The following is a 25,762-nucleotide window of genomic DNA, read 5'->3' as shown; positions in this document are numbered from 1 at the left end:
GCAGAAAGGCTATCTGACCTGCGAAAATGCTGGATCTAGTTCAGTCAACGGATCATCGCCGCCCAGGCGGCCGACCACCCCGCGGCTGCGCGCCCAGGCGGTGAGCCGCTGCGCGGTCATGGCCAGGACGCGGTCGCCCGCGGCGTGGCCGCCGGGGCCGTCATTGACCTGCTTGAAGTGGTCCGGGTCCACGATGACCAGCCGCGCGCTGTCGCCATACCGGGTGGTGATCTGCCGGGCCTTGGTGGTGTAGCCGTCACGTCCGAGCAACCCTGTCAGAGGGTCGCGCCGGACCGCGTCCACCACCGACCCCACGTACCACGGCCGCCTAGCCGCCTAGCGGAAGGCGCAACCCACGTGCGGACAAGCTCAGTTGCAGAGCCCGCTGCATGGAGCCAGCCACAGTGGGCCGCAGCCGTAGTCCGTCCAGGTGCACCCGCCGTAGCACACCGAGGAGCAGCTTCCGGTCCCCACCCCGCACCGGGAATTGCAGTCCTGGGCCTGGATACCTTGGTCGCGCCGAGGTGCCGCGCTGTGCGTGCCGGCGGGGCCGAGCGTCCTGAGCACCGCGCGGGCGCCGCTCTCGCCGAACGCCGACACGACCGCCGTCTCCAGATCGGCGGCGGCCGCTCCCTTCCCGCGTCCTGCGATGATCTGCGGTGCCAGCCGCGTCGCGTCGTCCAGGACGGCGGACTGCCCGGCCGACAGACCCGGGTGCGTCTTCCGGTAGTGCGCGAAGTGCGCGACCCACAGATCGCTCCGGGCCGAGGCGGACAGCGCTCCGTAGACGGCGCGCCGGTAGTCCGCGGGATAGGAGACGAACTCGGTGTAGCCGGTGGGCAGTCGGTCGGGGTTTGCCTGCACCCAGCGTGACGCCTTGCTCCCCTTGACGCGGGACACCGCCTGCGCGGGTGAGGCCGCCAGACCGCCGGTGACCAGGAACGTCCCCAGGGCCAGCCCCGGCACGGCCTTGAGGATTCCCCGACGGCCCGGTGACCGCAGCGCGTCGAGGCCACGGAGCGCGCGCACCACCCGAAGCGAGTCCGCCGGTCCCAGCAGCCGCGCCAGGCGGAGGGACAGTGCGGTTCCGGTCCAGGCCCGCACCTGGTCGCCGTCGACCGCCAGCAGGGTCGGGGCCCACTTGGCCCCTTCCCCCAGAGCACGCACGCGCAGCGCACGGACCCTGGGTTCCGTGAGGCCCGCGGTGGTTAACGTTCCATCGACGGAGTTCCCCACCCGATCGACGACTTCTTCACAGAATCCGCAGTCGGCGTCGAATGCCAGAATCCACTCGGTCATGAACTTCTCCTCACGTTTGTGTGGCGAACCGTTCCATGGAGCCCGTCCGGTGAGCGTTCGCACGCCTTTCGCGGCTTGCGCGGCAATTCGGCACTGGAGCGCGCTCCGGAGACAACCGAGGAGAAAGCCTTCTCCGGGGCGTCGGTGAGTGTCAATCATTTCGATGAGATAAAGCTTCGTGCTGGTCGGGGGCTTCAGCGTCCAAGGGGCCGGCGCTGCGAGGCTGACGGTCGGCTCGTAGACGGCGAAGACCGTATCGAGGCCAGCAGATCCCTGGCCGGGCTTGGCGGTGACGCTGTGGGTGTAGGACTTGGCGAGTTGGGCCTCGCCGAAGGTCTTGGTGCCGGGCATGGTGCCGCTGTAGGTGTAGCGGGCGGCCGAGGGCCAGCTGGTCTTGATCTCCGGCTTCACAGTGATCTTCAGTCCGGCCGCGGGAACATCGGGGCTGCTGGACATCTCACTGAAGTGGAACGTGTAGTCGATCTTCCTGCTGTTCTTGGGGACGGTGCCCACGACCCGCAAGTTGAACATGCTCTGCCCGATCACCTGGTGGTCGCGGATCCAGGTCTGGTCCAGGTCTGGATGAAGGAGGTGCCGGTGCACACGGCGAACCGGGACTTCACATGAAACTTCTTGGTGCTGCCCAGGCCCTTGCGGCACTCATCGAGCGTCATCTTGCGCGGCGGCTCCGGGTAGACAGCATCTCCCGGGGCCAGCGCCGACCGGTGCTGCCGGACAGCAGCGGTCGGCGGGGGCAGGGTAGCCGAGCGTTCCTGATCGAGGTGCGCATATGCCGCGGCGGGGCCCAGTGTCTCGGCCGCGGCGAGCGAAGCCTGCGCCTGCTTTTCCCGGGCCCGAGCGTGCAACCGCGTCATTGCCCCCTCGTCCTCAAGCTGTTCGTCGCTGCGGCGGGCAGGAGGGTGGCGGCGAGTAACGCCGCCAGGGCGCCACGGCAGGCCGTGCCCAGTCATGGGTGATCTCTCTCCTCTGGTCTCACAGGTAGTGGGTTGCCGCGGCGTCGCCGATTTCCACGAGCAGCAGGCTCCACGCGGCGGCCGGGCTTGCGCTGAGCAGTACGGCGCGCTGCCCGTCCTGGAGACCGCCGCGTTCGAGCTCCGTGTGGAGGTTCAACAGGACGTCGTTCGGGCCGAGATGCCCGTAGCGCCGGAGGTTGTCGAAGCACGTCGTGCTGATCTTGATGTCGAGTGCCTCCTCGGTGAACCGGAAGCCCCCCGTGGACAGGTTGTGGCTCAGGTAGCAGTCGATGTCCGCCGTCGTGAGGCCGTTGCGTTCCAGGAGGCGCTGATGCAGGGCGTGCAGACGGTTGCGGGTCTCCACCGCGAGCTTGAAGGAGTACGCGGGCAGGTCGCCGCACTCCTCGCGCCATTGGCCGGTGGGCCGGTCCCGGAAGTCGACGTGGAAGAGGTCCCAGTACTCGCCGTTGGTCTCCTGGACGATGTCGAGGATGCGGACCGGGCCGCTGCGGGAGATCACCGCGGCAGCGCCGCCGTCGCCGCTGACGGTCACCGGGTGCCGGTAGCGCTGCGGCGTGGGCGGCTTGCTGCCGTGTGCCACCAGGACGTACTCCAGGTCCGGGTCTGCGGCGAGCAGTCCGCGGGCCGTGAGCAGGGCCGGCGTGAGGGAGACGCAGCCGAGGCCACCGACGGAGAACGTCGCTGCCCGACGGGCGCCGAGCAGTGCCTGCAGCCGGGTGGCCGAGGAGCTCATCAGTGTTTCGGGGGCACGCGAGTCGATCAGGATCAGTGCGCCCAGGTCGTCCGCCGCGAGCCCGGCCTCCACCAGAGCCCGCTGCGCGGCCTGGGCGGCGAGGTCGAACGCGGACAGCGAGTCGTCCGCGCGGACCTCGTCGATGCCGAGCTGAGCGCAGGTCTCCCGCTCGACCTCGCCGAGCTGGTCGAGGCCGGGCAGCTGCGCGACGGGCAGCACGCCGTCCGGCTGGTGCAGAGCCAGCGCGTTCAGGGCAGTCGCCGGGGCCATTCAGCGGCCCCCGTCCGTGTCGACCGCGCCTTCCGCGGCGGCGAGCTCGGTGAACGCCTCGACCAAGTGGTCGGCGAAGTTCTCCATGTCGGCGTCGGCCACCGATCCCCGGGACACCACACCGATCTCGAGTGCTCCGTCGATCACATGGCTCTCGACCACGATCGGCACCTGGGCGAGGAGCGACTCCGGCAGGGTGGACAGTGCCATCGACCGCATCCGGATCGATGCGCCGGCCAGCTTGGCGAGCCCGTTGTTGGCGTTGGCCAGGTGCTCGACGAGGAGCTGCGGCTCTGCCAGCTCGCGCAGCCGTGCGACCTCGGAAGTGTGCGGGCTGAGGTGGCGCAGGACGCCGTACCCGATGCCGTCGTTGGGAACGGCGAGTGCGGCGCCGGCCGCCGAAAGGATCTCGGCGGGTCCGGCCTCGGGCGCGACTCGCAGGAAGGCCGGGAACAGATGGGTGAACCAGCCGAAGGACACGCTCCGGTCGCCGTGCCACAACGCGTTCGGCGCGGCCCCCATGCCCAGCGCGCTCAGGAAGGCATCGGGCGTGCCGCGCCACCGGGACCAGGCCACGGCGACCGCGGCCAGCGCGGCCTGCTGGCCGGCGGGCCCACTGTCGGAGAGCTGGGACGCGACCTTGCCCTCGACGGTACGGCGGATCAGGCTGGGCGGCTCGTCGGCCGTGCCGTTCTCGGGCGCGGGTTCCGTCCCGGAGCCGGCGCTCAGGATGCCCTTCCAGTACGGGAGTTCACCGGCCACCTCGTCGGACGCGGCCATCGAACGCAGCTGGCGCGTCCACTGCCGCCAGGCGGCGGGGCGCGCGACGGCCGGCGCCTGTTCATCGAACGCCGCGTTCAAGTCGTCGATCAGCGGCACGAACGAAAGGGCGTCGTAGACGAAGTGGTGGATGACGAAGAGGATCACACCCGGCAGGTCGGCACCGCGGTCGTAGAACCTGGCCCGCAGCAGCGGACCCCGGCCGAGGTCCACGCCCGCGAGGAGCTCGTCCAGGTCGGCCTCCAGATAGGCGTCGAGCTGCTCTTCGTCCAGCGGCGGGAGCACCCTGACGTCGACGACCGGGGAGGTCTCTCGGTCGGCACATTCGATGCGCCAGCCGAGGCTGTTGTGGCGGAACCGGTAGCGCAGGGGCTCCTGGACCTCGACCAGGCGCTCGAAGGCCGCGCGCACCATTTCACCCCGGATGCCCGCGGCGGTCTCCAGGATCACGGGCCGGATGAAGTCCTGTGCCGCGTAGCCCGACTTGGCGAGCATGGCCTGCACCAGCGGGCTCGGCGGTACCGGCTCCGTCACAGGTGCGAGGGCGGCGGCCGGCGCGGCCGGCTGTGGTGCGGCAGCGGGCGCGGAGACCTTCCCGGCGAAGGCGGCGAGCCCGCGCAGCGTCGGGTGCTCGAGCACGTTGTGCGGTGTGAGGCGCAGTCCGGCGCGCGTGGCGCGCGAGGCGATGGCCACGCTGAGCAGCGAGTCGCCGCCGATCTTGAAGAAGTTGTCGCCGGGCTCCACCCGGTCGATGCCGAGCAGATCGGTCCAGATGTCACCGAGGATCCGCTCGGCCTCGCGCCCGGCCGCGCCGAGGACCGCCCCTGGGGTCGCGGTCGTGGTCACGGAGGTCAGCTCGTCGATCGTGTCGTGGTCGAGCACTTTGGTCTCCTTCATCCTTTTGCGGTCGAGCTTTCCGTTGCTGGTCTTGGGCAGGTCGGTATGGCGCTCGACGTGGCCGGGCACCATGTACTCCGGCAGCGCGCGAGCCACCCACTGGGTCAGCTCGGCCTCCTCGGGTACGTTCTCGCCTGCGACGTGGGCGACAAGGAGTAGGGCGCCGGAGCGCTGCCGCTCGGCGTGGACGACCGCTTCGTGGACCCGCGGATGGTCCATCAGGACCCGCTCGATCTCGGCGGGCTCCACGCGCTGGCCGCGCAGTTCGAGCTGGTGGTCCTGGCGCCCCTGGAATGCGAGGGTCCCGTCGTCGCGGATCAGCGCCAGGTCGCCGGTGCGGTACATCCGGGCGCCGGGCTGGTCCGTGAAGGGGTCGGCCACGAACCGGACCGCGGTCACGCCAGGCTTGCCGTGGTAGCCGCGGCCGACGTTGACGCCGCCGAGATAGACCTCGCCCCGCTCACCCCGCTGCACCGGCCGCCCCCGGGAGTCCAGGAGGTACACCTGGGCGCCCGGCAGTGTCCGCCCGATGTCCGGCAGCCCCTGGGCCCCGGCCTCGGCGACGGTCACACGGCCTGCGGTCGCGCAGAGCCCGCACTCGGTCGGCCCGTAGACGTTGAGCAGCGTGAACGGAGTCCGGCGCGGCGGACGCAGCCGGAGTGCGTCGCCGCCGGTGAGCATGAAGCGCAGCTTGAGGCCCGGCACATCGGGGAGTTCGGTGAGGATCAGCTCGGCGAGCGGGGTCGGCACGCCGGCCACGGTGACGCCGAGCCGGGCGAAGTCGGCGAGGAGGTTCTCCGGAGTCTGCAGCCGGTCCTGCACGAAGCACAGGGTCACCCCGTGGTACAGGGCGCACAGGACTTCGAACGCGGCCAGGTCGAAACCGGCGGCGGCGAGCTGCACCATCCGGTCATCGGTGGTGAGTCCCGCCTCCTCGCCGAACCAGCGCAGCAGGTTGATCAGAACGCGGTGCTCGACCTCGCAGCCCTGCGGGTGGCCGGTGGAGCCCGAAGTGTGCACGACATAGGCCAGGTTGGCCGTCCCCGCTCGCTGGGGCGGCGCGGCGTCGTGGTCCGTGCCCGCGTCCGCGGTGTCCAGGTCGGCGATCCGCAGCACCGGGAATCCGGCGTCCTCGTAGCCCTCCATGCCCGCGCCCACGAGCAGTACGGGGGCGGTGATCCCGGCCAGGACGGAGCGCACCCGCTGCTCCGGCACGCTCGGGTCGACCGACGCGAAGGCGCCGGCCGCCTTGAGGACGGCGAGCCAGCCGACGACCAGGTCCGCGCCACGGTCCGCGATCACGGGGACGGCGACGTCCGGGCCGACGCCGTGCTCGACGAGGCGCCGTGCCACCCGGTTCGCCCGCCGGTCGAGCTCCGCGAAGGTGTGCTCGCCCGCCGCGTCGACGACGGCGGTCTCGTCCGGGCGCAGCGCGGCGTGCTCCGCGAACACGTCGCTGATCAGGCGCTCGTCGGGCGACGCGAAGGGCTCCCCGGCCAGGAGCGAGGGCCCACGGTCCGTCAGGAGTTCGGCCAGGGGCCGGTCGGGCTCGCGCATCGCCGCCGCGGCGATCTTCTGGAAGAGGTCGACCAGGCGGCGCGCGGTGGCGGGATCGAACAGGTCGACCGCGTACTCCAGGTAGCCGTCCATCGGGCCGCCGTCCTGGTCGTACAGGCCGAAGGTGAGGTCGAACTTGGATGTCCCGGGCGCGACTCCGGAGACCGTGGAGAGCTCTTCCCCGACTCGCTCGGCGGTGAGGTCCGCCAGGTCGAAGGGGGCCGTGGCGGTGTTCTGGTGGGTGTAGCAGACGGTGAACACCGGGTGCCGCGACGGATCGCGGTGGTCCGTGTCGGCGACGATCTTCGCGAAGGGGATCTCCTCGTGGTCCAGGACGCCGGTCGCCGTGGTCGCGCAGCGGGCCACCAGCTCGCGGAAGCTCAGGCCGTCGTCGACCCGCGTACGGAACGGCAGGAGGTTGTTGAAGTAGCCGATCAGGTCGTGCGTGGCGGCGTTGAAGCGGCCCGTGGTCGCCGCACCCACCACCACGTCCCGGTGGCCCGCCCACAGGTGCAGGACCGCGTCGATCACGGCGAGCATGGTGACGAAGCTCGTGGTGCTCTCGCTGACGCTGAAGGCGCGCAGCTGCCGGGCGAGTTCATCGTCGAGGCAGAACCTCACGCTGTCGCCCGCGAAGGACTGCACGGCCGGGCGCGGGCGATCGATCGGCAGCTCGGGGGCGTCCAGGCCGCGTAGCTGTGTACGCCAGTACTCAAGGCCGCGCTCCATGCGCTCCGCGTCCAGCCACTGGCGCTGCCAGGCCGCGAAGTCCGCGTACTGGACAAGCAGTTCGGGCAGCTCGGGCCCCGGGACGCCACGACGGGCCGCGTAGCAGGCCGCCAGCTCCCGGTAGAAGACGGCGGGGGCCCAGCCGTCGAAGGCGATGTGGTGCCAGGTGTGCGCCACCACATGGTCCTGCTCACTGAACTTGATCACCACGGTGCGGAACAGCGGTCCACGCGCCATGTCGAACGGCTCCGTCGCCTCTGCCGTCATCGCCCGCGTCACCTCCGCGCGGCGCTCCGCGTCCGGCAGCGCCGTCAGGTCGCGGAAGGCCAGCTGCGGCTCGGGCAGGTCGGCGAGCGCGTACGGCCTGCCGTCCTCGTCCAGGATGCGCGTGCGCAGGACCTCCTGCCGGGCCACGACGTCACGCAGCGCGCCCTGGAACGCGTCGAGGTCGAAGGGGCCGATGTAGCGCAGGTTGACGGGGATGTTGTAGAGCGCCGTGCCGGGCTTCAGCTGGTCGAGGTACCACAGCTGCTCCTGGTTGTACGAGAGCGGCAGCCGGCCGGGGCGCGCTATGGGAGTGATCGTCCAGTCGTCCCGGTCCGGACCCGCCGCGCGCAGCACGTCGATGCGCGTGGCCAGTTCACGCAGCGTGGGGTACGCGTGCAGATCGGCGAAGGTGAGGCGCACGCCGAAGAGGTCCTGCGCCTTGCGCAGCACCATGATGCCCGCGATCGACGTGCCCCCGAGCTCGAAGTAGTTGGAGTCCGCTGTGACCTCGTCGGCCTTGAGGACGCTCGCCCAGATGTCCGCCAACTCCGGCTCGGTGTCCGCCGGTTCGCCGCTACCGGGCTGAGGGGCGGGCCGCTCGGCGACGGCTGCCCCGCTCGTGCGCGCGGGCAGCGCCGGGGCGCCCGGCGGACGGCACCAGCAGGCCACCTCGTCGACGTCGAAGGGGTAGGTCGGCACCTCGATGCGGTGCGCCTCGGTGCTCTCGTAGTAGCGGTTCCAGTCGAGGTCCGCGCCGAGCGAGTACAGCGCGCCGAGCGCGGAGAGCACGCCCTCACGTGTGGGATCCGCGAAGAGACGTACGACCGGCAGCTCCGGCGCGATTCGTGCGATCTCGCGCGACAGCGCGCCGTCCGCGGCCAGTTCGACCAGGACGGCGCCCTCGTCGGCGAGGCTGCGCACCGCGCGGCGAAGCCCTTCTTCGTTGACCTGGCTGGTGAGCGGGGCATTCATGGCCTTGCTCCGTGCCTCCGCCGCCGTCGCGGGGTCCTGAACGGAGCGCACCACGAGGTTGCCGATGCCGTTGCCGACCAGGCGTGACTCGGTCAGCCCGAGGGAGCGCGCCAGTCGGTACGCCGCGTGCAGCCGGGCGAGCAGCAGGGCGCCGGGCGAGGCGTCGTCGGCGGCGTCTTCCTCGTCGGCGAGCCCGGGGAAGGCCGCGCGCAGGCGCGTCCATGTCTCCTCGCCGAGCTCGGCGTCACCGGAGAAGAGCAGCACCACCGGTGCCTGGGCGGCCTGCTCGCGCTCGCCGGGGTGCGGCGCGCGCAGCCGGTCGGCCAGCTCCTTGTTGTTGTGGGCGGTCGCGGCCAAGCGGTAGGGGTGGTCGTCGCGGCCCCGGTTCAACGCGTGTGCGACATGGGGCAGGTGCTGCCCGGTCCGGTCGAGGAAGTCGGCGACACGCTGGGCATAGGCGTCCAGGGCGTGAGGCGACTTGGCGGAGAGGGTGACCAGTTCGGCCACGGTGTTGCGCTGCGCCGTGGCCTGGGCCACGGCGGGCGGCTCCTCGACGACGGCGTGCACATTGGTGCCGGTGAGGCCGAAGGAGCTCAGGCCCGCCCGGCGGGTGCTGTCCGTCGTGCGCTCCCAGGGCATGGCCTGCGTGTCGACCTGGACCGGACCCGTGAAGTCGATCAGCGGGTTGGGCGTCTCGAAGTTGGGGTTCTTGTACCGGGTGGCGTGCCGCAGTCCGGCGAGGACCTTGAAGAGCCCGGCGATGCCGGCGGCGTGGTTGAGGTGGCCGATGTTGCCCTTGACCCCGCTGATCCCGCACGGGCTGTCCGAGGCCACCTCCGCGAAGGCCTGCCGCAGCCCTTCGGCCTCGATCACGTCGCCGAGCCGGGTGCCCGATCCGTGGCACTCGATGTAGTCCAGCGTCCCGGGCCCGGCCTGCTGCCAGGCCTCGACGAGTACCTGGGCCTGACCGCGGGCGCTCGGCGCGCTCATGCTCGTGGCGCGGAAACCGTTGTGGTTGACGGCTATGCCGCGCAGCACACCGTGAATGTGGTCCTCGTCGGCGATCGCGTCGTCCAGCCGCTTGAGGAGGACGAGCCCGCCGCCCTCACCTCCGGTGGCGCCGTCCGCCCGTGCGTCGAAGGGGCGGCACACCCCCTCGAGGGACTCCAGGCCGGGCGTGGGTACGCGCTCGTGCTCGGGCGCGATGACGGGGAAGACGCTGACCCCGCCCGCGAGCGCCAGGTCCGCGTGGCCGTTGCGGAGCTGGTCCATGGCGACCGCGATGGCGGTGAGGCTGCCGCTGCACGCGGTGTCCAGGACCAGCGTGGGCCCGGCCAGGTCGAGGAGGTAGGCGATGCGCCCGGCTGCCGCGGACGGGTGCGAGGCGAGGATCTGCTGCGGGTCGTCTTCGGTGTAGAGGCTCGCGTAGTGGGGTTCGGGCGCGCTGAGGACGACCGCGGTGTTGGAGCCCTTCAGGTCGCCGGGTGCATAGCAGGCGTTCTCGATCGCCTGGTGGGCGAGCTGGGCGGCCAGGCGCTGATGCGGGTCCATCAACTCCGCTTCACGCCGGGAGAGTCCGAAGAACCGGTGGTCGAAGAGATCGATCCGGTTGAGGTAGCCCATCTTCACGTAGTCGGCATCGGTGCGCGCCCCGGCGAAGTGGATCCGGTCCTTGCTCGGCGCCCGTACGCTGATCCGCCCGTCGAGCAGGTTCTGGTGCAGGGTGTCCAGATCGTCGGCCTCGGGCAGGGCCATGGCGACACCGATGATCGCCACGGCCTCCGGGCCCAGGGGAGTGCCTCCGGACGGAGTCGGGGTCGGGCTCGGGTGCGTCATAGTTCATACCCCAATTCGTCAGTGGTTTCGCGGGCGGTCGTGCCGTCGGCTTCGTCGAGCAGGCCGGCCATCGCCTCGATCGTGGTGTGCTCGAAATAGGCGCTCAACGGCACGTTGTTCAGGGTCAGTTTGGCCAGGCGGCTGCTCAGCGCGAGGAGGGAGAGGGAGGATCCGCCGGCCTCGAAGAACTTCTCGTGCACGCCGATCTCGTCCCTGTCGAGCAGGTCGGCCCAGATCGCGGCGACCGCGTGCTCGGTGGGCGTGCGCGGCCGGACCACGGCGGCCTGGGGCCGGGCCTCGGGACTTCGGGGGCTCGGCAGGGCGTGACGGTCCACTTTGCCGTGCCGGGTGAGCGGCAGGGTGTCGAGCTCGACGAAGGCGGACGGCACCATGTATTCGGGCAGGCTGCGCGCCAGATGCCCGCGCAGTTCCTCGGGCCGGACGGGCAGATCCGCGGCGTCGGCCGGCACGACGTAGGCGATCAGTTGCCGCCCCCCGGTGCCGCCAGGGGCCGGCCGCGCGATCACGGCCGCCCCGGCCACGGCCGGATGGGCCACCAGCGCGGACTCCACCTCGCCGGGCTCGACCCGGAAGCCGCGTATCTTCACCTGGTCGTCTGCGCGCGCCTTGAACACCAGATCACCGTCCGTCGTCCACACCACCACGTCCCCGGTCCGGTACATGCGCTCACCCGCGCCGCCGAACGGGCAGGCCACGAAGCGCCCGGCCGTGAGCCCCGGCCGGTGCGCATAGCCCCGCGCCAGGCCCGAACCCGCGAGGTACAACTCGCCCTCGACACCCGGTGCGACGGGCCGCAGGCGTTCGTCCAGGACGTAGGCGCGCGTGTTGTCCATGGGCCGCCCCACCGGGAAGGACGTACCGACCCGGTCGGCGGCGGTGACGCTGTGCGTGGTGGCGAATATCGTCGACTCGGTCGGGCCGTAGGCGTTGGTGACCGTGATGGCGGGGCAGGCCCCAAGGATCCGCGTCACCGCATGCGCGGGCACGGCCTCGCCGCAAGGCAGCACCTCTCGCACTCCGGCGAAGCTGTCCGGGCGCTCGTTCGCGATCACCGAGAAGAGCCCGGCGGACATGGTCAGTGCGGTCACCCGCTGCTCGGCGATGACCGTGGCGAGCGCGTCCACGTCCAGCCTCCCGGGCGGGGCCACCACGATCCGGCCGCCGTTCAGGAGCGGCACCCACATCTCGTAGCCGGAGATGTCGAACGTCGTCGCCGCGTGCATCAGCACCCGGTCCTGGGCGCCGCCGCGCCAGCGCCGGTCCACCGCGAGGTCCACCGCGGCGCGATGGCTGACCCCGGTGCCCTTGGGCACCCCGGTCGACCCCGAGGTGTAGATGACGTACGCCAGCCGGTCCGGGCCGCCCGCGTCGGGCAGGTCGTCGCCCGGCTGGGCGGACATGGCAGCGGCCGTGTCCGGGTCGTCGACGACCAGCCGGGGGCAGGCGCCCTGCGGCAGGGCGTCAGCCACCGCGGAGGTGGTGAGCAGCAGTGCCGGGGAGGCGTCCCGGAGCATGAACTCCAGCCGCTGGGCGGGGTGATCGTGCGCCAGGGGGACGTAGGCGCCGCCGGCCTTCAGGGCGGCGAGGACGGCCACCACGTACTGGGCCGACCGGGGCACCGCCACGGCCACCGCGGCCTCGGGGCCCACGCCTCGCCGGACCAGCTCCCGGGCGAGCCGGTTGGCACGCTCGTTCAGTTCCCGGTAGGTCAGTGTCTCTGTCCCGCTCACGACCGCGAGCGTGTCCGGTGTGGCCCTGGCCCGCTGCTCGAAGAGCGCGGGGAGCGTCATGCGCGGTGTGTCCACGGCCGTGTCGTTGACCTCGCGCAGCAGGTCCCGCTCGGCGGGCACCAGGGCGTCCACCGCGTCGAGCCGCGTCTGCGGATCGGCCGCCAACTCCCCGACGAGGCGCACGAAACGCGCGGCCAAGGCGTCCGCCGTGCCGCGGTCGAACAGGTCGGTGGCGTACTCGACGAGCCCGCGCAGCCCGTGACCCGGCTGCCCGTCGGAGCTGTCCGGCGCGGCCGGCTCCTCGATCTGGAACAGCAGGTCGAACTTCGCCGTACCGGTCACGACCGGCTCGGGGACGGCCCGCAGACCGGGCAGTTCGAGACCGGCCAATTCGCTCTGCCAGAAGAGCGCCACCTGGAACAGCGGGTGGTGGGCGGTGGACCGCTCGGGATTCAGCGACTCCACGAGCCGCTCGAACGGCACATCCTGGTGGTCGTACGCGTTCACGGCCTTGTCCCGCACCTGCCGCACCACGGACTCGAACGACGCGTCGCCCGCCAGTGTCACCCGCAGCACCCACGTATTGACGAAGAACCCCACCAGATCGGCCAGCCCCTCATCGGTGCGCCCGGCGATCGGCGCACCGAGGGTCACGTCATCGCCGCCGCCCATCAGATGCAACAGCACCGCGAGGGCCGACTGCAGCACCATCGGCACCGTGGCGCCCTGCGTCCGCGCCAACTCCCCGATCCGGGCGTGCACGTCGGGTTCGATGGTGAAGGAGACCGTGTCCCCTCGATGGCTCGCCACCGGCGGCCGTGGCCGGTCGAGAGGAAGCTGGAGCAGTTGCGGAGCCCCGGCGAGCTCCTTGTGCCAGTAGGCCAGTTGACCCGCGAGGCGACTGTGGGGGTCATCCGCGTCTCCCAGTAGCTGCCGCTGCCACAGGGTGTAGTCCGCGTACTGCACCGGCAGGTCCGCCCACCGCGGCGCCGCGCCGCGCAGGCGGGCCGCGTACGCGGCCGCGAAGTCCCGTGCCAGCGGGGCCATCGACTCCCCGTCGGCCGCGATGTGGTGCATCGACAGGACGAATACGTGCTCCTGGGCGCCGCACCGCAGCACACTCGCCCGCACGGGTATCTCCGCCGCCAGATCGAAGGGGCGGCCGACTTCCCGGGACACCGCGGCGCTCATCGCATCCGATGCCACGTCCCGCACCGGAACGTCGAGCACGATCTCGTCCGCCGGCACCACCACCTGGGCCGTGACGCCCCTGGCGTCCGCCACGAAGAGCGTCCGCAGGCTCTCGTGCCGCGCGACCACGTCATGGACCGCCGACGCCAGGGCTCGTGCGTCCAGGGGGCCGCTCAAGCGCACCACGAGCGGCAGGTGGTAGGTCGACAGAGGTTCGAGTTCGTCGAGGAACCTCAGGCGGCGCTGCGCGAACGACAGCGGCACCTGCTCCGGCCGCGGCGTGGCCCGCCGCAGCACCGGCCGCGACGACCGCACCCCGGCGCCCAGGTGCTGCACCAGCTGCGCCACGGTCGGCGACTCGAACACTGCCCGGACGGAGACCTCGGCACCGAGCACCGAACGCATCCGGTTGACCAAGCGCGTGATCAGCAGCGAATGCCCGCCCAACTCGAAGAAGTTGTCGTCGATCCCGGCCTTCTCGACGCCGAGGACCTGCGCGAACAGCTCGCACAGGAGCTCCTCCCGCGGGGTGCGCGGCGCCCGGTAGGGGACCGTGCCGGTCAGATCGGGGGCGGGCAGTGCCTGGCGATCGAGTTTGCCGTTGGGGGCGAGAGGGAGGCGGTCGAGAGTGACGAAGGCGGCGGGGACCATGTACGCGGGAACGCGCTCGGCGACGAAGGCCCGCAGCTCCGCCGGGGTCGGCTCCCTCATGCCCTCGCAGACCACGACGTAGCCGACCAACAGGCGTGCGCCAGCAGTCTCTTGAGGGTCATGGGCCAGTACGACAGCCTGGTCGACGCCCTCGTGGGCGGCCAGGACGGCCTCGATCTCGCCGGGCTCGACCCGGAAGCCGCGGATCTTCAACTGGGAGTCCGCGCGGCCCGCGTACTCCAGCAGACCCCCCTCGTTCCAGCGCGCGAGGTCGCCGGTGCGGTACATGCGCGCGCCCGGCTCGGCAGCGTAGGGGTCGGCCACGAACCGCTCGGCCGTCAGGCCCGCCCGCCCGTGGTAGCCGCGGCTGACGCTGCCCCCGACATACAGCTCGCCGACCACGCCCACCGGCACCGGTTCAAGGCCTGACCCAAGGACGTAGGTGCGCATGTTGCCGAGGGGGGAGCCGATCGGCGCGGCGGCCGACGGCTCGTCACCGGGTTCCAGGCAGTGGGTCGTGGCGTAGAATGACTCGGTCTGGCCATAGGCGTTGACGACGCGGGTACCGGGAAGCGCCTCGCGCACCCGTCGCACCAGGGACGCGGGCAGCGCCTCGCCGGCGAACACCACCGTGTCGGCGGTGACCGGGCCCTCGGCCGTCTCGAGCAGCTCGGCGAAGACCGAGGGCACGGTGGAGAGCACACCGCCGCTCCATCCACCGCCCTGGCCGATGGCGAGCACGTCGCGGACGACCTCGACGGTGCCGCCGTGGGCGAGGGTGGTGACGGTCTCGTACACGGAGACATCGAAGTTGACAGACGTGCCCGCCAGGGTGCGGGTGCCCGCTGTGATGCCGGTGCGCTCGGCGAGCCGGAGCACGCCGTTGACGATGTTGGCGTGGGTGACCGCAACGCCCTTGGGGGTGCCGGTCGAGCCGGAGGTGTACATCACGTACGCCGTGTTGTCGCCGTGCAGCGCAACGTGGGGCTGTGTGGCATCGCCTGTGGTCAGCGTCAGCTCGTCGAGCAGGAGGTGCGGTACGTCGATGTCGCCCCGCGGAAGCGTCTCGCGGGTCCCGGCGTCGGTGAGCAGCAGCACCGGGTGCGCGTCGGCCAGGATGTGCGCCAGGCGCGCGCTCGGGTAGCGCGGGTCGATCGGCAGGTAGGCGCCGCCCGCCGTGAGGACCGCCAGCAGGGCGACCCACAGGTCCGCGGACCGTGGCAGGGACAGGGCCACGACGGTCTCCGGGCCGACCCCGCGCGCGATCAGTTCGTGGGCGAGCCGGTTGGTGCGCGACTCCAGCTCCCGGTAGGACAGCGTGAGGTCGCCGTGCTCGACGGCCGGTGCGTCCGGGGTGCGCTGCGCCTGCCGCGCGATGAGGTCGGGGACCGTCGCGTCGGGGGTGGGCGCCTGGGTGTCGTTGAAGCCGTGCAGGACCCGCTCCCGCTCGTCCCGGTCGAGGATGTCCAGCTGCCCGGTCAACAGGGCTGGATCTGCGGCGAGTTGTGCGAGCACCCGCTGGAACCGGTCCGCGATCCGTCGCACGGCTTCGCGGTCGAGGACGTCCGGCCGGTGCTGCAGCGTCAGCCGCAGGTAGGGATCGACGACGGCGTTCACGGTCAGCGGGTAGTGCGTGCTGGACAGCGGGCGCAGGCCGGTGACCTCGATGCCCGAGGCGGCGTGCGCCTCGCTGAGGCCGAGGCTGTCCACGGGGTAGGAGTCGAACACCACGAGCGTGTCGAACAGGACGCTCGTGCCGGTGGCCCGGTGGATCCCGCTCAGGCCGTAGTGGTGGTGGTCGAGCACCGCGGCCTGGCGCTGTTGCAGGTCGGTGAGGAGCTGGGCGAGGGGAGTTCCGGGGGCACATCGCACCCGTACGGGAAGGGTGTTGGCGAAGAGGCCCACCATCGTGTCCACGTCAGGCACCTCGGCCGGGCGGCCGGACACCGTCGCGCCGAACACCACGTCCTGGCGCCCCGTGAGACCGGCTAGCAGCACGGCCCAGGCGCCCTGCACCACGGTGTTGAGGGTGATCCCGAGGCCGGCCGCCCGCCGGGACAGCTCCCGGGCGGTGTCCGCGGGCAGCGGCACCTCCACCTGTCCATAGCGGGCTCCTGCTGCCGCGGACTCTCCCGGCGGCTCGGGGGCGGCAGCGCCCGGTGCCACCAGCAGGGTCGGGCCGTCCACGCCGTCGAGTTCCCGGGCCCAGGCGCGCGCGGCCGCCTCCTGGTCCTGCCGGGAGAGCCACCGCAAGAAGTCCCGGTACTCGGGAGCCCGCGGCAACACCGAGACGTCCCCCGCGGAGGCGTACAACCGCAGCAGATCCTCGATCAGCAGCGGGAACGACCAGCCGTCGAACAGCAGATGGTGCGCCGTGAGGATCAGTTCGGAGCGGTCCGCGCCCAGGCTCACCAGACCGATCCGCAGCAGCGGCGGCGCGGTCACATCGAAGCGGCGGCTCAGGTCCTCGGCCAGGAAACGCTCGACGGCCGCGTCGCGCCCCGCCTCGTCCAGGCCGCTCGCGTCGATGTGGCGCCATGGCAGCGACACGTCCTTGACGACCAGCTGCACCGGATCCCCGCTCTCGCCCGGCACGAAGGCCGCCCGCAGACTGGCGTACCGGTCGAGAAGAGCCTGTCCGGCCGTGCGCATCCGCTCCGGGTCCACGTGCCCGCTCAGGTGGAACACCAACTGCATGTGGTAGGCGTCGAACGACGCGTCGGCGAGGAGCGCGTGGAACACGAAGCCGGACTGCAGGGGCGTCAGTGGCCACACCTCCGCAAGGCCGGGGTAGGCGCCTTCCCACTGCTCGATCTCGCGCTGCCCCACCGCCACCAACGGCACGTCCGAGGGCGTGAGCCCGCCCGCGCCGGGCGCGGCGGCATGCCGGGCCAGTCCTTCCAGGGCCGCCCGCCACTGCTCCGCCAGCTCCTGGGCTTCCTCGCGCGGCAGCGCTCCGGCGGCGAAGGCGAACTCGGCCTCCAGGCAGGGTCCTTGAGCGGTGTCGGTGGCGAGCGCCTCGATGTGCAGGGCGGCGAGGGCGGGCATGCCGGTGTCCGGTGTGGCGACCGGCTCGGCGGCTCCGGTGACCTGGTGGAAGCCGAGGCCCTGCAGGTCCTGCGGCATGTCGGCGTCGGAGAAGCGGCCCAGGTAGTTGAGTTCGATCTGCGGTGCGGGGTACTGCCGCAGCTCCGCGGCGGTCCGCGGGTTCAGGTGACGCAGCAGTCCGAAGCCGAGGCCGTGGTCGGGGATCGACAGGAGGTGTTCCTTGACGGTCTTGAGGAGTGCTCCGGCGGCCGGTCCGCCTGCGACCACCTCGTCGAGATCGCATTCGGTGAGGTCGATGCGGATCGGGAACAGGCTGGTGAACCAGCCGATCGTGCGTGTCAGGTCCGCGCCGGGGACGGCGCTTTCCTCGCGGCCGTGGCCTTCCACGCCGATCAGGACGGAGGGGGCGGACCGTGTGGATGAACCCGTCGGCTCTGCCGTATTGGATGGACCGGCCGGCTGTGTCGTATCGGATGGACCGGGCGGCACGCGGTCGCGGCGTGCCGCTTCTCTGCGGGCGATGGCCACGGCGAGGGCCGCGAGCAGCCCGTCCTGGACTCCGCAGCCGAACGCGGCGGGCAGCGCGGTGAGGAGTGCCTCGGTGACCGGAGCCGAAAGCCGCATCTGCACGGTGTCCACCGTGTCCGCGCGGTCCAGTTCGGTGTCGAGCCGCCTGGAGCCGATGACCGGGTCGGGGGCTGAGTCCGGTCCATCCAGGATGGACCGCCACAGCTCCAGCTCGGCGACCCTGTCCTGGGCGGTCGCCTCCGCCGCGAGCGCGTGTTTCCAGCGCCGCGCGGACGTGGCCACCTGGGGCAGGGCCGGGGCCCGGCCCGCGCGGATCTGGGACCACGCAGCGGCGAGGTCCGGCAGCAGAATTCTCCACGACACCCCGTCCACCACCAGGTGGTGCAGGACAAGGACGAGTCGGCCCGTGCCGCCGCCGGGCGCCGGGTCGAACCAGACGGCCTGGACCATCACTCCTGACTCGGGATCCAACCGCTCTGTTGCGGTGTCGAGTTCGGCCTGCGCGTCCCGCTGCCAGTCCTGGCTCCAGCGGCCGTCGCAGGTCACACGGTGGATCAGCGCCGCCGCGTCGACTGACCCCGGCGGCGCGACGTGCAGGCTTCCGTCACCGGCGGACTCCAGGCTTGACCGCAGTATGTCGTGGTGGTCGATGACCGCGCCCAGGGTGGCCGCAAGGCCTGCGAGGTCGATGCCTTGGGGGAGCTGGAGCAGTGCGGACATGGTGAACCGGTTCCAGCTGCCGCCGAGTTCGCGGATGTGCCGGGCGATCGGCGGCAGCGGCATCGGGCCGACACCGCCGCCGTCGAACTCCTCCAGCGCCGCGTCCGACGCGTGCTGGCGTTGCGTCGAGGCGAGCCGGGCGAGAGCGGCCACCGTGCGGGCCTCGAAGATCTGGCGTGGGGTGACCTCGACGCCGCGGGTCCGGGCCCGGGACACCACCTGGATGGAGCGGATGCTGTCCCCGCCCACGGTGAAGAAGTCGTCGTCGGCGCCGACCCGGTCCACGCCGAGCACCTCGGCGTACACCGAGGCCAGGATCTCCTCCACTGGTGACTGCGGCGCCCGATAGCTGCCGCCGCCGAACTCGGGGTCGGGCAGGGCAGCCCGGTCCAGCTTTCCGTTGGGTGTCAGCGGCAGCCGGTCGAGGACCACGAACGCGGCCGGGACCATGAACTCCGGCAGCCGCTGTGCCGTGAACCGGCGTACCTCGCCGACCGGCACGCCGGGGGTGAGGGCGATGTCGTCGCCGCCCCCGCTCCCGACGGCGCCGGGTGTGGGCACCAGGTACGCGACGAGCTGGCGACCGGCCCCACGGCCCTCGCGCGCGGCCACCGCCGCCTGCGCGACATCGGGGTGCGCGGTCAGGGCGGCCTCGACCTCGCCGGGTTCGATGCGCAACCCGCGGATCTTCAGCTGGGCGTCGGCGCGGCCCGCGTACTGCAGCTGCCCCTGCTCGTTCCAGCGCGCCAGATCCCCGGTGCGGTACATCCGCGCGCCCGGCCGGGGAGCGTAGGGGTCGGCAAGGAACCGCTCGGCGGTGAGCGCGGGCCGCCCGTGATAGCCGCGGCCCACGGCGCCCGCGACATACAGCTCGCCGACCACGCCCACCGGCACCGGCTCGAGGCCGGGCCCGAGGACGTAGGTGCGCATGTTCCCCAAGGGCCGGCCGATCGGCGCGCTGCCGGTGCCACCGCACGCGTCCGGTCCCCCCGCGTCGTGCCCGGCCGGGAGCTCGGCCACGGTGGCGTAGAAACTCTCGCTCTGCCCATAGGAGTTGACCACGCGCACCCCGGGCAGGGCGGCCTGCACCCGTGCCACCAGCGCGTCGGGCAGTGCCTCGCCGGCGAAGACAAGGGTGGCCACGTCGATGCGGTCGGCGATGTCATCGAGGAGCTCCGCGAAAACCGAGGGCACGGTGCTGATCACCGCGCCGGTCCAGCCGGTCCGCTCGGCGAGTTCCAGGACGTCCCGGACCACTTCGACCGAGCCGCCGGCCGACAGTGCGGTCAGGATCTCGAACACCGACACGTCGAAGGCGACCGATGTCGCGGCGAGGATCCGCGACCCCTTTGAGACACCGGCCGGCCCTGCGAGGCGCAGTACGCCGTTCACGACGCCGTGCTGGGTGATCGAGACGCCCTTGGGGGTGCCGGTGGAGCCGGAGGTGTACATCACGTAGGCGAGGTTGTGCGGAGCCAGCGGAGCCGTCCGTTCGTCGTCTCGCAGGTCCGCGCCGTCACCGTCGTCGAGGTCCAGCTCGTCCACGAGCAGCCGGACGGGTCCGTCGTCGCCGTTGCCGCCCTGCGGCAGGATGCCCTGCGTCGAGGAGTCGGTCAGGAGGCACCGGGGGCGTGCGTCGGCCAGGACGTGGCCGAGCCGGCGGCTGGGATAGCGGGGGTCGACGGGCAGGTGCCCCGCGCCGGACTTCCAGATGCCGAGCAGCCCCACGATCAGGTCGGCCGAGCGTGGCAGGGCGAGTGCCACCAGCTGCTCCGGCCCTGCACCGTGGCGTACGAGTGCCCGTGCGAGCCGGTTCGCGCGGGCGTTCAACTCCGCGTAGGTCAAGGTCACTTCGCCGCACACGACTGCGGGGGCGTCCGGTGTGGCGCTCGCCTGCCGTTCGAAGAGCCCGGGAACGGTGAGGGCGGCGTATCGGCGGCCGTGTCGTTGAACTCGTGCAGCAGCCGCTCGCGCTCGCCGGCCTCCAGGACGTCAACGGCCCCGATCCGCAGCCCGGGTTCGGCGGCCAGCTGCCGTACGATCCGCACGAGCCGCGCGGCGAGCGCCTCGACGGTGCTCGGGTCGAAGAGGTCGGTGGCGTACTCGATCTCGCCCGAGATCTCATGGCCGGATCCCTCGGACATGCTGAAAAGGAGGTCGAACTTGGCGGTTGGGGTCGCGACGGGTGTGAACTGGGCCTGGTGGCCGCGCAGTTCGATGTTCTCGCGGCCGTTTCCCTGCCAGGCGAACATGACTTGGAACAGCGGGTGACAGGCCGTGGAGCGCTCGGGGTTGAGGGCCTCGACGAGCCGCTCGAAGGGCACGTCCTGGTGGTCGTACGCGCTGACGGCCTTGTCCCGCACCTGCCGCACCAGGGACTCGAACGAGGGGTTGTCCGAAAGGTCGGCCCGCAGTACCCACGTATTGACGAAGAACCCCACCAGATCGGCGAGTTGCTCATCGGTGCGCCCGGCGATCGGTGCGCCGATCGTCAGGTCGTCACCCCCGCCCATCAGGTGCAGCAGCACCGCGAGCGCGGACTGCAGCACCATGGGTACGGTGGCCCCTTGAGCGCTGGCCAACTCCTGGAGCCGGGCGTGGACGTCGGGTTCCAGGGTGAATTCGACCGTGTCGCCCCGGTGGCTTGCCGCCGGTGGCCGCGGCCGGTCGAGCGGAAGCCGCAGTGGTTGCGGCACCCCCGCGAGTTCTGTGCGCCAGTACTCCAGTTGGGCGGTCGCGAGGCTCTTGGGATCTTCCTCTTGCCCCAGCAGTTCCCGCTGCCACAGGGCGTAGTCCGTGTACTGCACCGGCAGGTCTGCCCATGCGGGCTCCTCTCCGCGCTGACGCGCGTCGTACGCCGTGGCCAGATCGCGGGCCAGTGGAGCCATCGACGCGCCGTCGGCAGCGATGTGGTGCATCACAAGGACGAGTACGTACTCATCGGCCCCGCGCCGCAGCACACACGCCCGCACGGGTATCTCGGCCGACAGATCGAATCGGTGGGCGACTTCCTTTGCCACCGCGGCGGTCACGGCATCCGGCGTCACCTCGCGCACGGGCACATCGAGGACGACATCGCCTTCCTCCACGACCGCCTGCGACGCGACACCCTGGCCGTCCGCCACGAACAGTGTCCGCAGGCTCTCGTGCCGCACGACCACGTCCCGCATCGCCAACGCGAGTGCTTCCGGGTCAAGTTGGCCGCTCAGCTGCAGCGTGTAGGACAAGTTGTACGTTGCCGAAGGGCCCTCATAGCGGTCCAGGAACCACAGCCGGCTCTGTGCGTAGGACAACGGCACCCGCTGCGGCCTCACCGGAGCCCGCCGCAGCACCGGACGCGAGGACGGCTTGCCCGCATCCAGGTGCGCCGCGAGCAACGCCACGGTCGCCGACTCGAACACCACCCGAAGCGGCAGCTCCACCCCGAGGGTCGTGCGCATCCGGTTGGCCAGCTGCGTGGCAAGGATCGAGTGCCCGCCCAGGTCGAAGAAGTTGTCGTCGATCCCGACCCGCTCGACCCCGAGGATGTCCCCGAACAGTGCGCACAGGGCCTGCTCCTGGGGTGTGCGAGGTGCGCGCCCGCTCGTCCCGCCCGTGTAGTCGGGTACGGGCAGGGCGCGCCGGTCCAGCTTCCCGTTCGGATTCAGCGGCACCTCGGCGAGGGCCACGACGGTCGAGGGCACCATGTACTCGGGCAGCCGCTCGGCTACGTGGGCGCGCAGCTCGGCGGAGGTCGGCAGGGTGGCGCCCGGGGCGGGCACCGCATAGCCCACCAGGCGCCGGTCGCCGCCCTGCTCGAGGCAGACGACCACGGCCCGGGCCACGCCCGGGTGTGTGCCCAGCACGGCTTGGACCTCGCCGAGTTCGATGCGGAAGCCGCGGATCTTGACCTGGTTGTCCGCGCGCCCGTGGAAGACCAGCTGGCCGTCGGGGGCCCGGGTGACGATGTCGCCGGTGCGGTACATCCGGCGGCCGGGTGCGCCGAAGGGGCAGGCCACGAAGCGTTCGGCGGTCAGGCCCGGCCGGCCGAGGTAGCCGCGGGCGAGCGCCTCACCCGCCACATACATCTCACCTGCCACTCCGGTCGGCACCGGGCGCAGCGCGTCATCAAGGACGTACAGCTGGGTGTTGGCGATCGGCCGGCCGATGGGCGGAGTGCGGTCGTCGGCGACCAGGGGATCGCTGAAGGTCACGATCGCCGTGGTCTCGGTCGGCCCGTAGGCGTTGACCAGGTCCCGGCCCTCTGACCATCCGGTCACCAGCTCGGGCGTGGCCGCGTCACCGCCCACGGCGAGGGAGGCCACGCCCGGCAGTGTGCCGGGCGGCAGCGCCGCGAGGACGGCAGGCGGCAGGAAGACATGGGTCACCCGCCGCACGGCGAGGGTGTCGATCAGCGGGCTGCCCGGGGCGAGTTGCTCCTGGGCGGCGAGCACCAGGGTGGCGTCCGTGAAGAGCGCCATGCACACCTCGTAGACCGAGACGTCGAAGCTCGGCGAAGCGAACTGCAGCACCCGGCTCGCGGCCGTCAGGTCGAGGCGCGCTTGCTGCGTCGCGATCAGACTGGCCACCCCGCGATGAGTGACGGCCACACCCTTCGGCCGCCCGGTCGAACCCGACGTATAGATCACATACGCGGTGTTCGCGACGGACACCGGCCCACCGGGCCGCTCCTGGTCGGTCACCGGAGTGCCGTCGTGCCGCGCCACCGCTGCGGCGGTCGCGGGGTCGTCCAACCGCAGGACCGGCACGGCGAGGTCGGGCAGTGCGTCCGCCGTGGTGGTGTCCGCCAGGATCAGCAGGGTGCGGGAGTCCTCCAGCATGTAGGCGATCCGGTCCGCGGGGTATGCGGAGTCCACCGGCAGGTAGGTGCCGCCGGCCTTCATCACGGCGAGGAGAGCGACCACCAGGTCGGGGGAGCGCGGCAGCGATACCGCCACCACGGTCTCCGCCGCCACGCGGTGCCGGATCAGTTCACGCGCCAGCCGGTTGGCGCGCGCGTCCAGTTCCCGGTACGTCAGCGACCTGTCTGCGCACTCGACCGTCACCGCGTCGGGTGTCGCGGCGGCACGCTGCTCGAAGAGGCCGGGGAGGGTGGCGGCCTCGACGGGCACGGCGGTGTCGTTGTGCCCGTGCAGCAGCAGGTCCCGCTCGGCGGGTCCGAGCAGATCGAGGCGGGCGACGGGCAGTTCGGGGTCGGCGGCGATCTGTTGGAGGAGACGGGTCAGCCGTTTGGTGACGGCTTCGACGGCGGGGCTCTCGAAGAGGTGACGCTGGTACTGCACGGTCACCTGGAGGTGGGGCTCGGCGTTGACGGTGACCGTCAGCGGGTAGTGGGTGCCGGCGGACGAACGAACCCCGGTGACCTCGAAGCCCACGTCGGCACCGCCTGGGCGGTCCACACGGTGGTTGCCCAAAGTGTACGACTCGGACGTCACCAGGGTGTCGAACAGGACGCTCGTGCCGGTGGCCCGGTGGATGTCGGCCAGGCCGCAGTGGTGGCCGGAGAGCGCCTGATGCCGCTCCCGCATCCCGCGCAGCAGATCAGCCGCAGTGTCCGTGGGCGCGAGCCTGACCCGCACCGGGAGCGTGTTGACGAACAGCCCGGCCATCGAGGCCACGCCGGGCACCGCCTTCGGGCGTCCGGGCACGGTCGCCCCGAACACCACGTCCTGCTGCCCGGTCAGCGCGGCGAGCAGCAGCGCCCAGGCGCCCTGCACCACGGCGTCCAGGGGGACATCCAACTCGGCGGCCCGCCCGGCCAGTTCACGCACCACGCCTGCGGTCAGGGCCACCTTGACCTCGCCGATCCCTGCTGACGCGTCGCCGCCCGCCCCGGATCCGATGACGGGGGCCAGCAATGTCGGGTCCTCCACCCCCGCCAGCTCCTCGGCCCACACACGAGCCGCCGCATCCCGGTCGTGCCCCGCCGACCACGCCAGGAAGTCCCGGTACTCGGCCACGCGCGGCAGCACGGAAGCGTCCCCGTCGGCCGTATAGAGGTGCAGCAGATCCTGCATCAGCACGGGCAACGACGCGCCGTCGAACAGCAGATGATGTGCCGTCAGTACCAGCTCGAACCGCTCGGCACCCACCTTCACCAGCGCCATCCGCAGCAACGGCGGCACCGTCACATCGAAGTGGCTCCGCAAGTCCTGCGCGAGGAAGGCTTCGAAGGCCGTACCCGGCTCGAGCTTCGTCTGCGTCTCTTCGTTCAGGTCCACTTCACGCCACGGAAGCTCCACCCCGTCGACGACGACCTGCACCGATTGCCCGTCGGCTCCCGCCACGAAGGCCGTCCGAAGATTCGCGTACCGGTCGAGCAGGGCCTGACCTGCCGCCCGCATCCGGGTCCCCGCCACCGGCCCGCGCAGTGTGATGACGAACTGCATCTGGTAGGTCCCCCGCGAGGCATCGTCCAGGAGCGTGTGGAAGAGCAGCCCCGACTGCAGCGCCGTCAGCGGCCACACCTCGGCGAGTCCCGGATAACGGCGCTCCCACGTTTCGATCTCGCGCCGGCTCACCGGTGCCAGTGACACCCCGACCGCCCCGATCCGCAGGTGGGGCTGGGCCACCACCTGGCGAACGACCTGCACGAACCGCTCTGCGAGTGACTGCGCGGCTTGCGGCCCGTGCACGTCACCGTCGCACCGGAGCGTGCAGACCAGCCCTTCCCCGGCGGAGCGGGGGAGGGGACTGAGCAGCCCGCAGGGGACGTCCTCAGAGGCCATCGGGCTCTTGGCCCGGTCCCGTAATCGCGTCACCAGCGCGGTGAACGACGGCTCCTCGCCCCCCGGATCCCCCTGCGCCACCGACGTGTCGGCGCCGAGCCACACCAGCCGTGCCGCACCCTCGTCGGGCGACCCGGCCACGGACAGTCCCACCGTGAGGCCGTCGCCCCCGCCGAGGCGGTGCAGCAGCACCGTGAACGCCGCTTGCAGCACCACGGGCGCCGTGGTGTCGCACTCCTCGGCCAACTCCGAGACTCTGCAAAGGAGTTCGCGGTCGAGCTGGAACTCCACCGAGACACCGCCAAACTGGATATCGCCCGGCTCACCCGAGCCGGACCAGTGGGACGAGGCGAAGCGGCCGAATTCGTTCAGCGAGGTAGCCACGGAGAACCGCACTCCCATCAGTGGGGGCAAGACCAGTACGCCCCCTGCGCGGTAGCACAGCCGGGACTGGCGGCGGGAACATCCACTGACGATGCCGGACAGAGCGCCCTACGGGTCGATTTCTCCGGTCGCTCGGAAGCCCGCCTCAAGCTGGAGTCAAGTTCCGCTTATTGCCGGGATGGATCGAGACTCCCGTACGACGCGCTCTGCCGGGGAATCGCCCCCGACTTCGTCGGTCCCACCGATCTGGACCGTGCGCGTCGCGAGTGGCAGGTCCTGGATGGGCGCCGCTGTCTTCTGCCGATGGCGCGGCCGCGTCAGATGACCGGTGACGATCCCTCGCCGCGCACCAGGCCGGGTCGAGGGTCGGGCATCAGCCATGGCGAATGCCCTCGCGGGACCGGTCAGGAGGGCATTGCCGATGCG

General features: G+C 71.6%; 7 protein-coding genes. All 7 read right to left on the bottom strand.

Translation table 11 applies throughout. The annotated features are described in order from the left end of the window. Positions 1 to 9: 9 nt before the first annotated feature. Positions 10 to 303: a GGDEF domain-containing protein gene (locus M4V62_RS00125; protein WP_344646412.1), complete on the bottom strand. Its 294-nt coding sequence runs from the start codon at positions 301 to 303 to the stop codon at positions 10 to 12. Between the two features lie 66 nt (positions 304 to 369). Continuing rightward, positions 370 to 1,830 carry a bacteriocin fulvocin C-related protein gene (locus M4V62_RS00120; protein ID WP_249585110.1) on the bottom strand — a complete coding sequence of 487 codons (1,461 nt, stop codon included), beginning with the start codon at positions 1,828 to 1,830 and terminating at the stop codon, positions 370 to 372. 11 nt (positions 1,831 to 1,841) lie between these two features. Beyond that, the gene (locus M4V62_RS00115) at positions 1,842 to 2,270 is read right to left on the bottom strand and encodes a hypothetical protein (RefSeq protein WP_249585109.1); all 429 of its coding nucleotides are present in this window, start codon (positions 2,268 to 2,270) and stop codon (positions 1,842 to 1,844) included. Between the two features lie 22 nt (positions 2,271 to 2,292). Further along, positions 2,293 to 3,297 (bottom strand): ketoacyl-ACP synthase III family protein, encoded by a 1,005-nt coding sequence (locus M4V62_RS00110; protein ID WP_249585108.1) that lies wholly within the window; start codon positions 3,295 to 3,297, stop codon positions 2,293 to 2,295. After that, positions 3,298 to 10,335: a non-ribosomal peptide synthetase gene (locus M4V62_RS00105; protein WP_249585107.1), complete on the bottom strand. Its 7,038-nt coding sequence runs from the start codon at positions 10,333 to 10,335 to the stop codon at positions 3,298 to 3,300. It abuts the gene before it with no gap. Beyond that, complete coding sequence (locus M4V62_RS00100) at positions 10,332 to 20,075, bottom strand: non-ribosomal peptide synthetase (RefSeq protein ID WP_249585106.1); 9,744 nt, start codon at positions 20,073 to 20,075, stop codon at positions 10,332 to 10,334. The genes M4V62_RS00105 and M4V62_RS00100 overlap by 4 nt, the downstream gene beginning before the upstream one ends. Next, complete coding sequence (locus M4V62_RS00095; protein ID WP_249585105.1) at positions 20,072 to 25,336, bottom strand: non-ribosomal peptide synthetase; 5,265 nt, start codon at positions 25,334 to 25,336, stop codon at positions 20,072 to 20,074. The genes M4V62_RS00100 and M4V62_RS00095 overlap by 4 nt, the downstream gene beginning before the upstream one ends. Between the last annotated feature and the right edge of the window lie 426 nt (positions 25,337 to 25,762).

It is taken from the genome of Streptomyces durmitorensis, assembly GCF_023498005.1.
Lineage (GTDB): Bacteria > Actinomycetota > Actinomycetes > Streptomycetales > Streptomycetaceae > Streptomyces > Streptomyces durmitorensis.
The sequence above is the reverse complement of the archived record's forward strand: the minus strand, read 5'-3'. Positions and strand labels throughout refer to the sequence as shown.

What these genes read in the sequence shown, in the direction of transcription:
- M4V62_RS00120 (WP_249585110.1), bottom strand. Translation starts at nt 1,830, where the DNA reads ATGTTCAACTTGCGGGTCGTGGGCACCGTCCCCAAGAACAGCAGGAAG.
- M4V62_RS00115 (WP_249585109.1), bottom strand. Translation starts at nt 2,270, where the DNA reads ATGACTGGGCACGGCCTGCCGTGGCGCCCTGGCGGCGTTACTCGCCGC.
- M4V62_RS00105 (WP_249585107.1), bottom strand. Translation starts at nt 10,335, where the DNA reads ATGACGCACCCGAGCCCGACCCCGACTCCGTCCGGAGGCACTCCCCTG.
- M4V62_RS00110 (WP_249585108.1), bottom strand. Translation starts at nt 3,297, where the DNA reads ATGGCCCCGGCGACTGCCCTGAACGCGCTGGCTCTGCACCAGCCGGAC.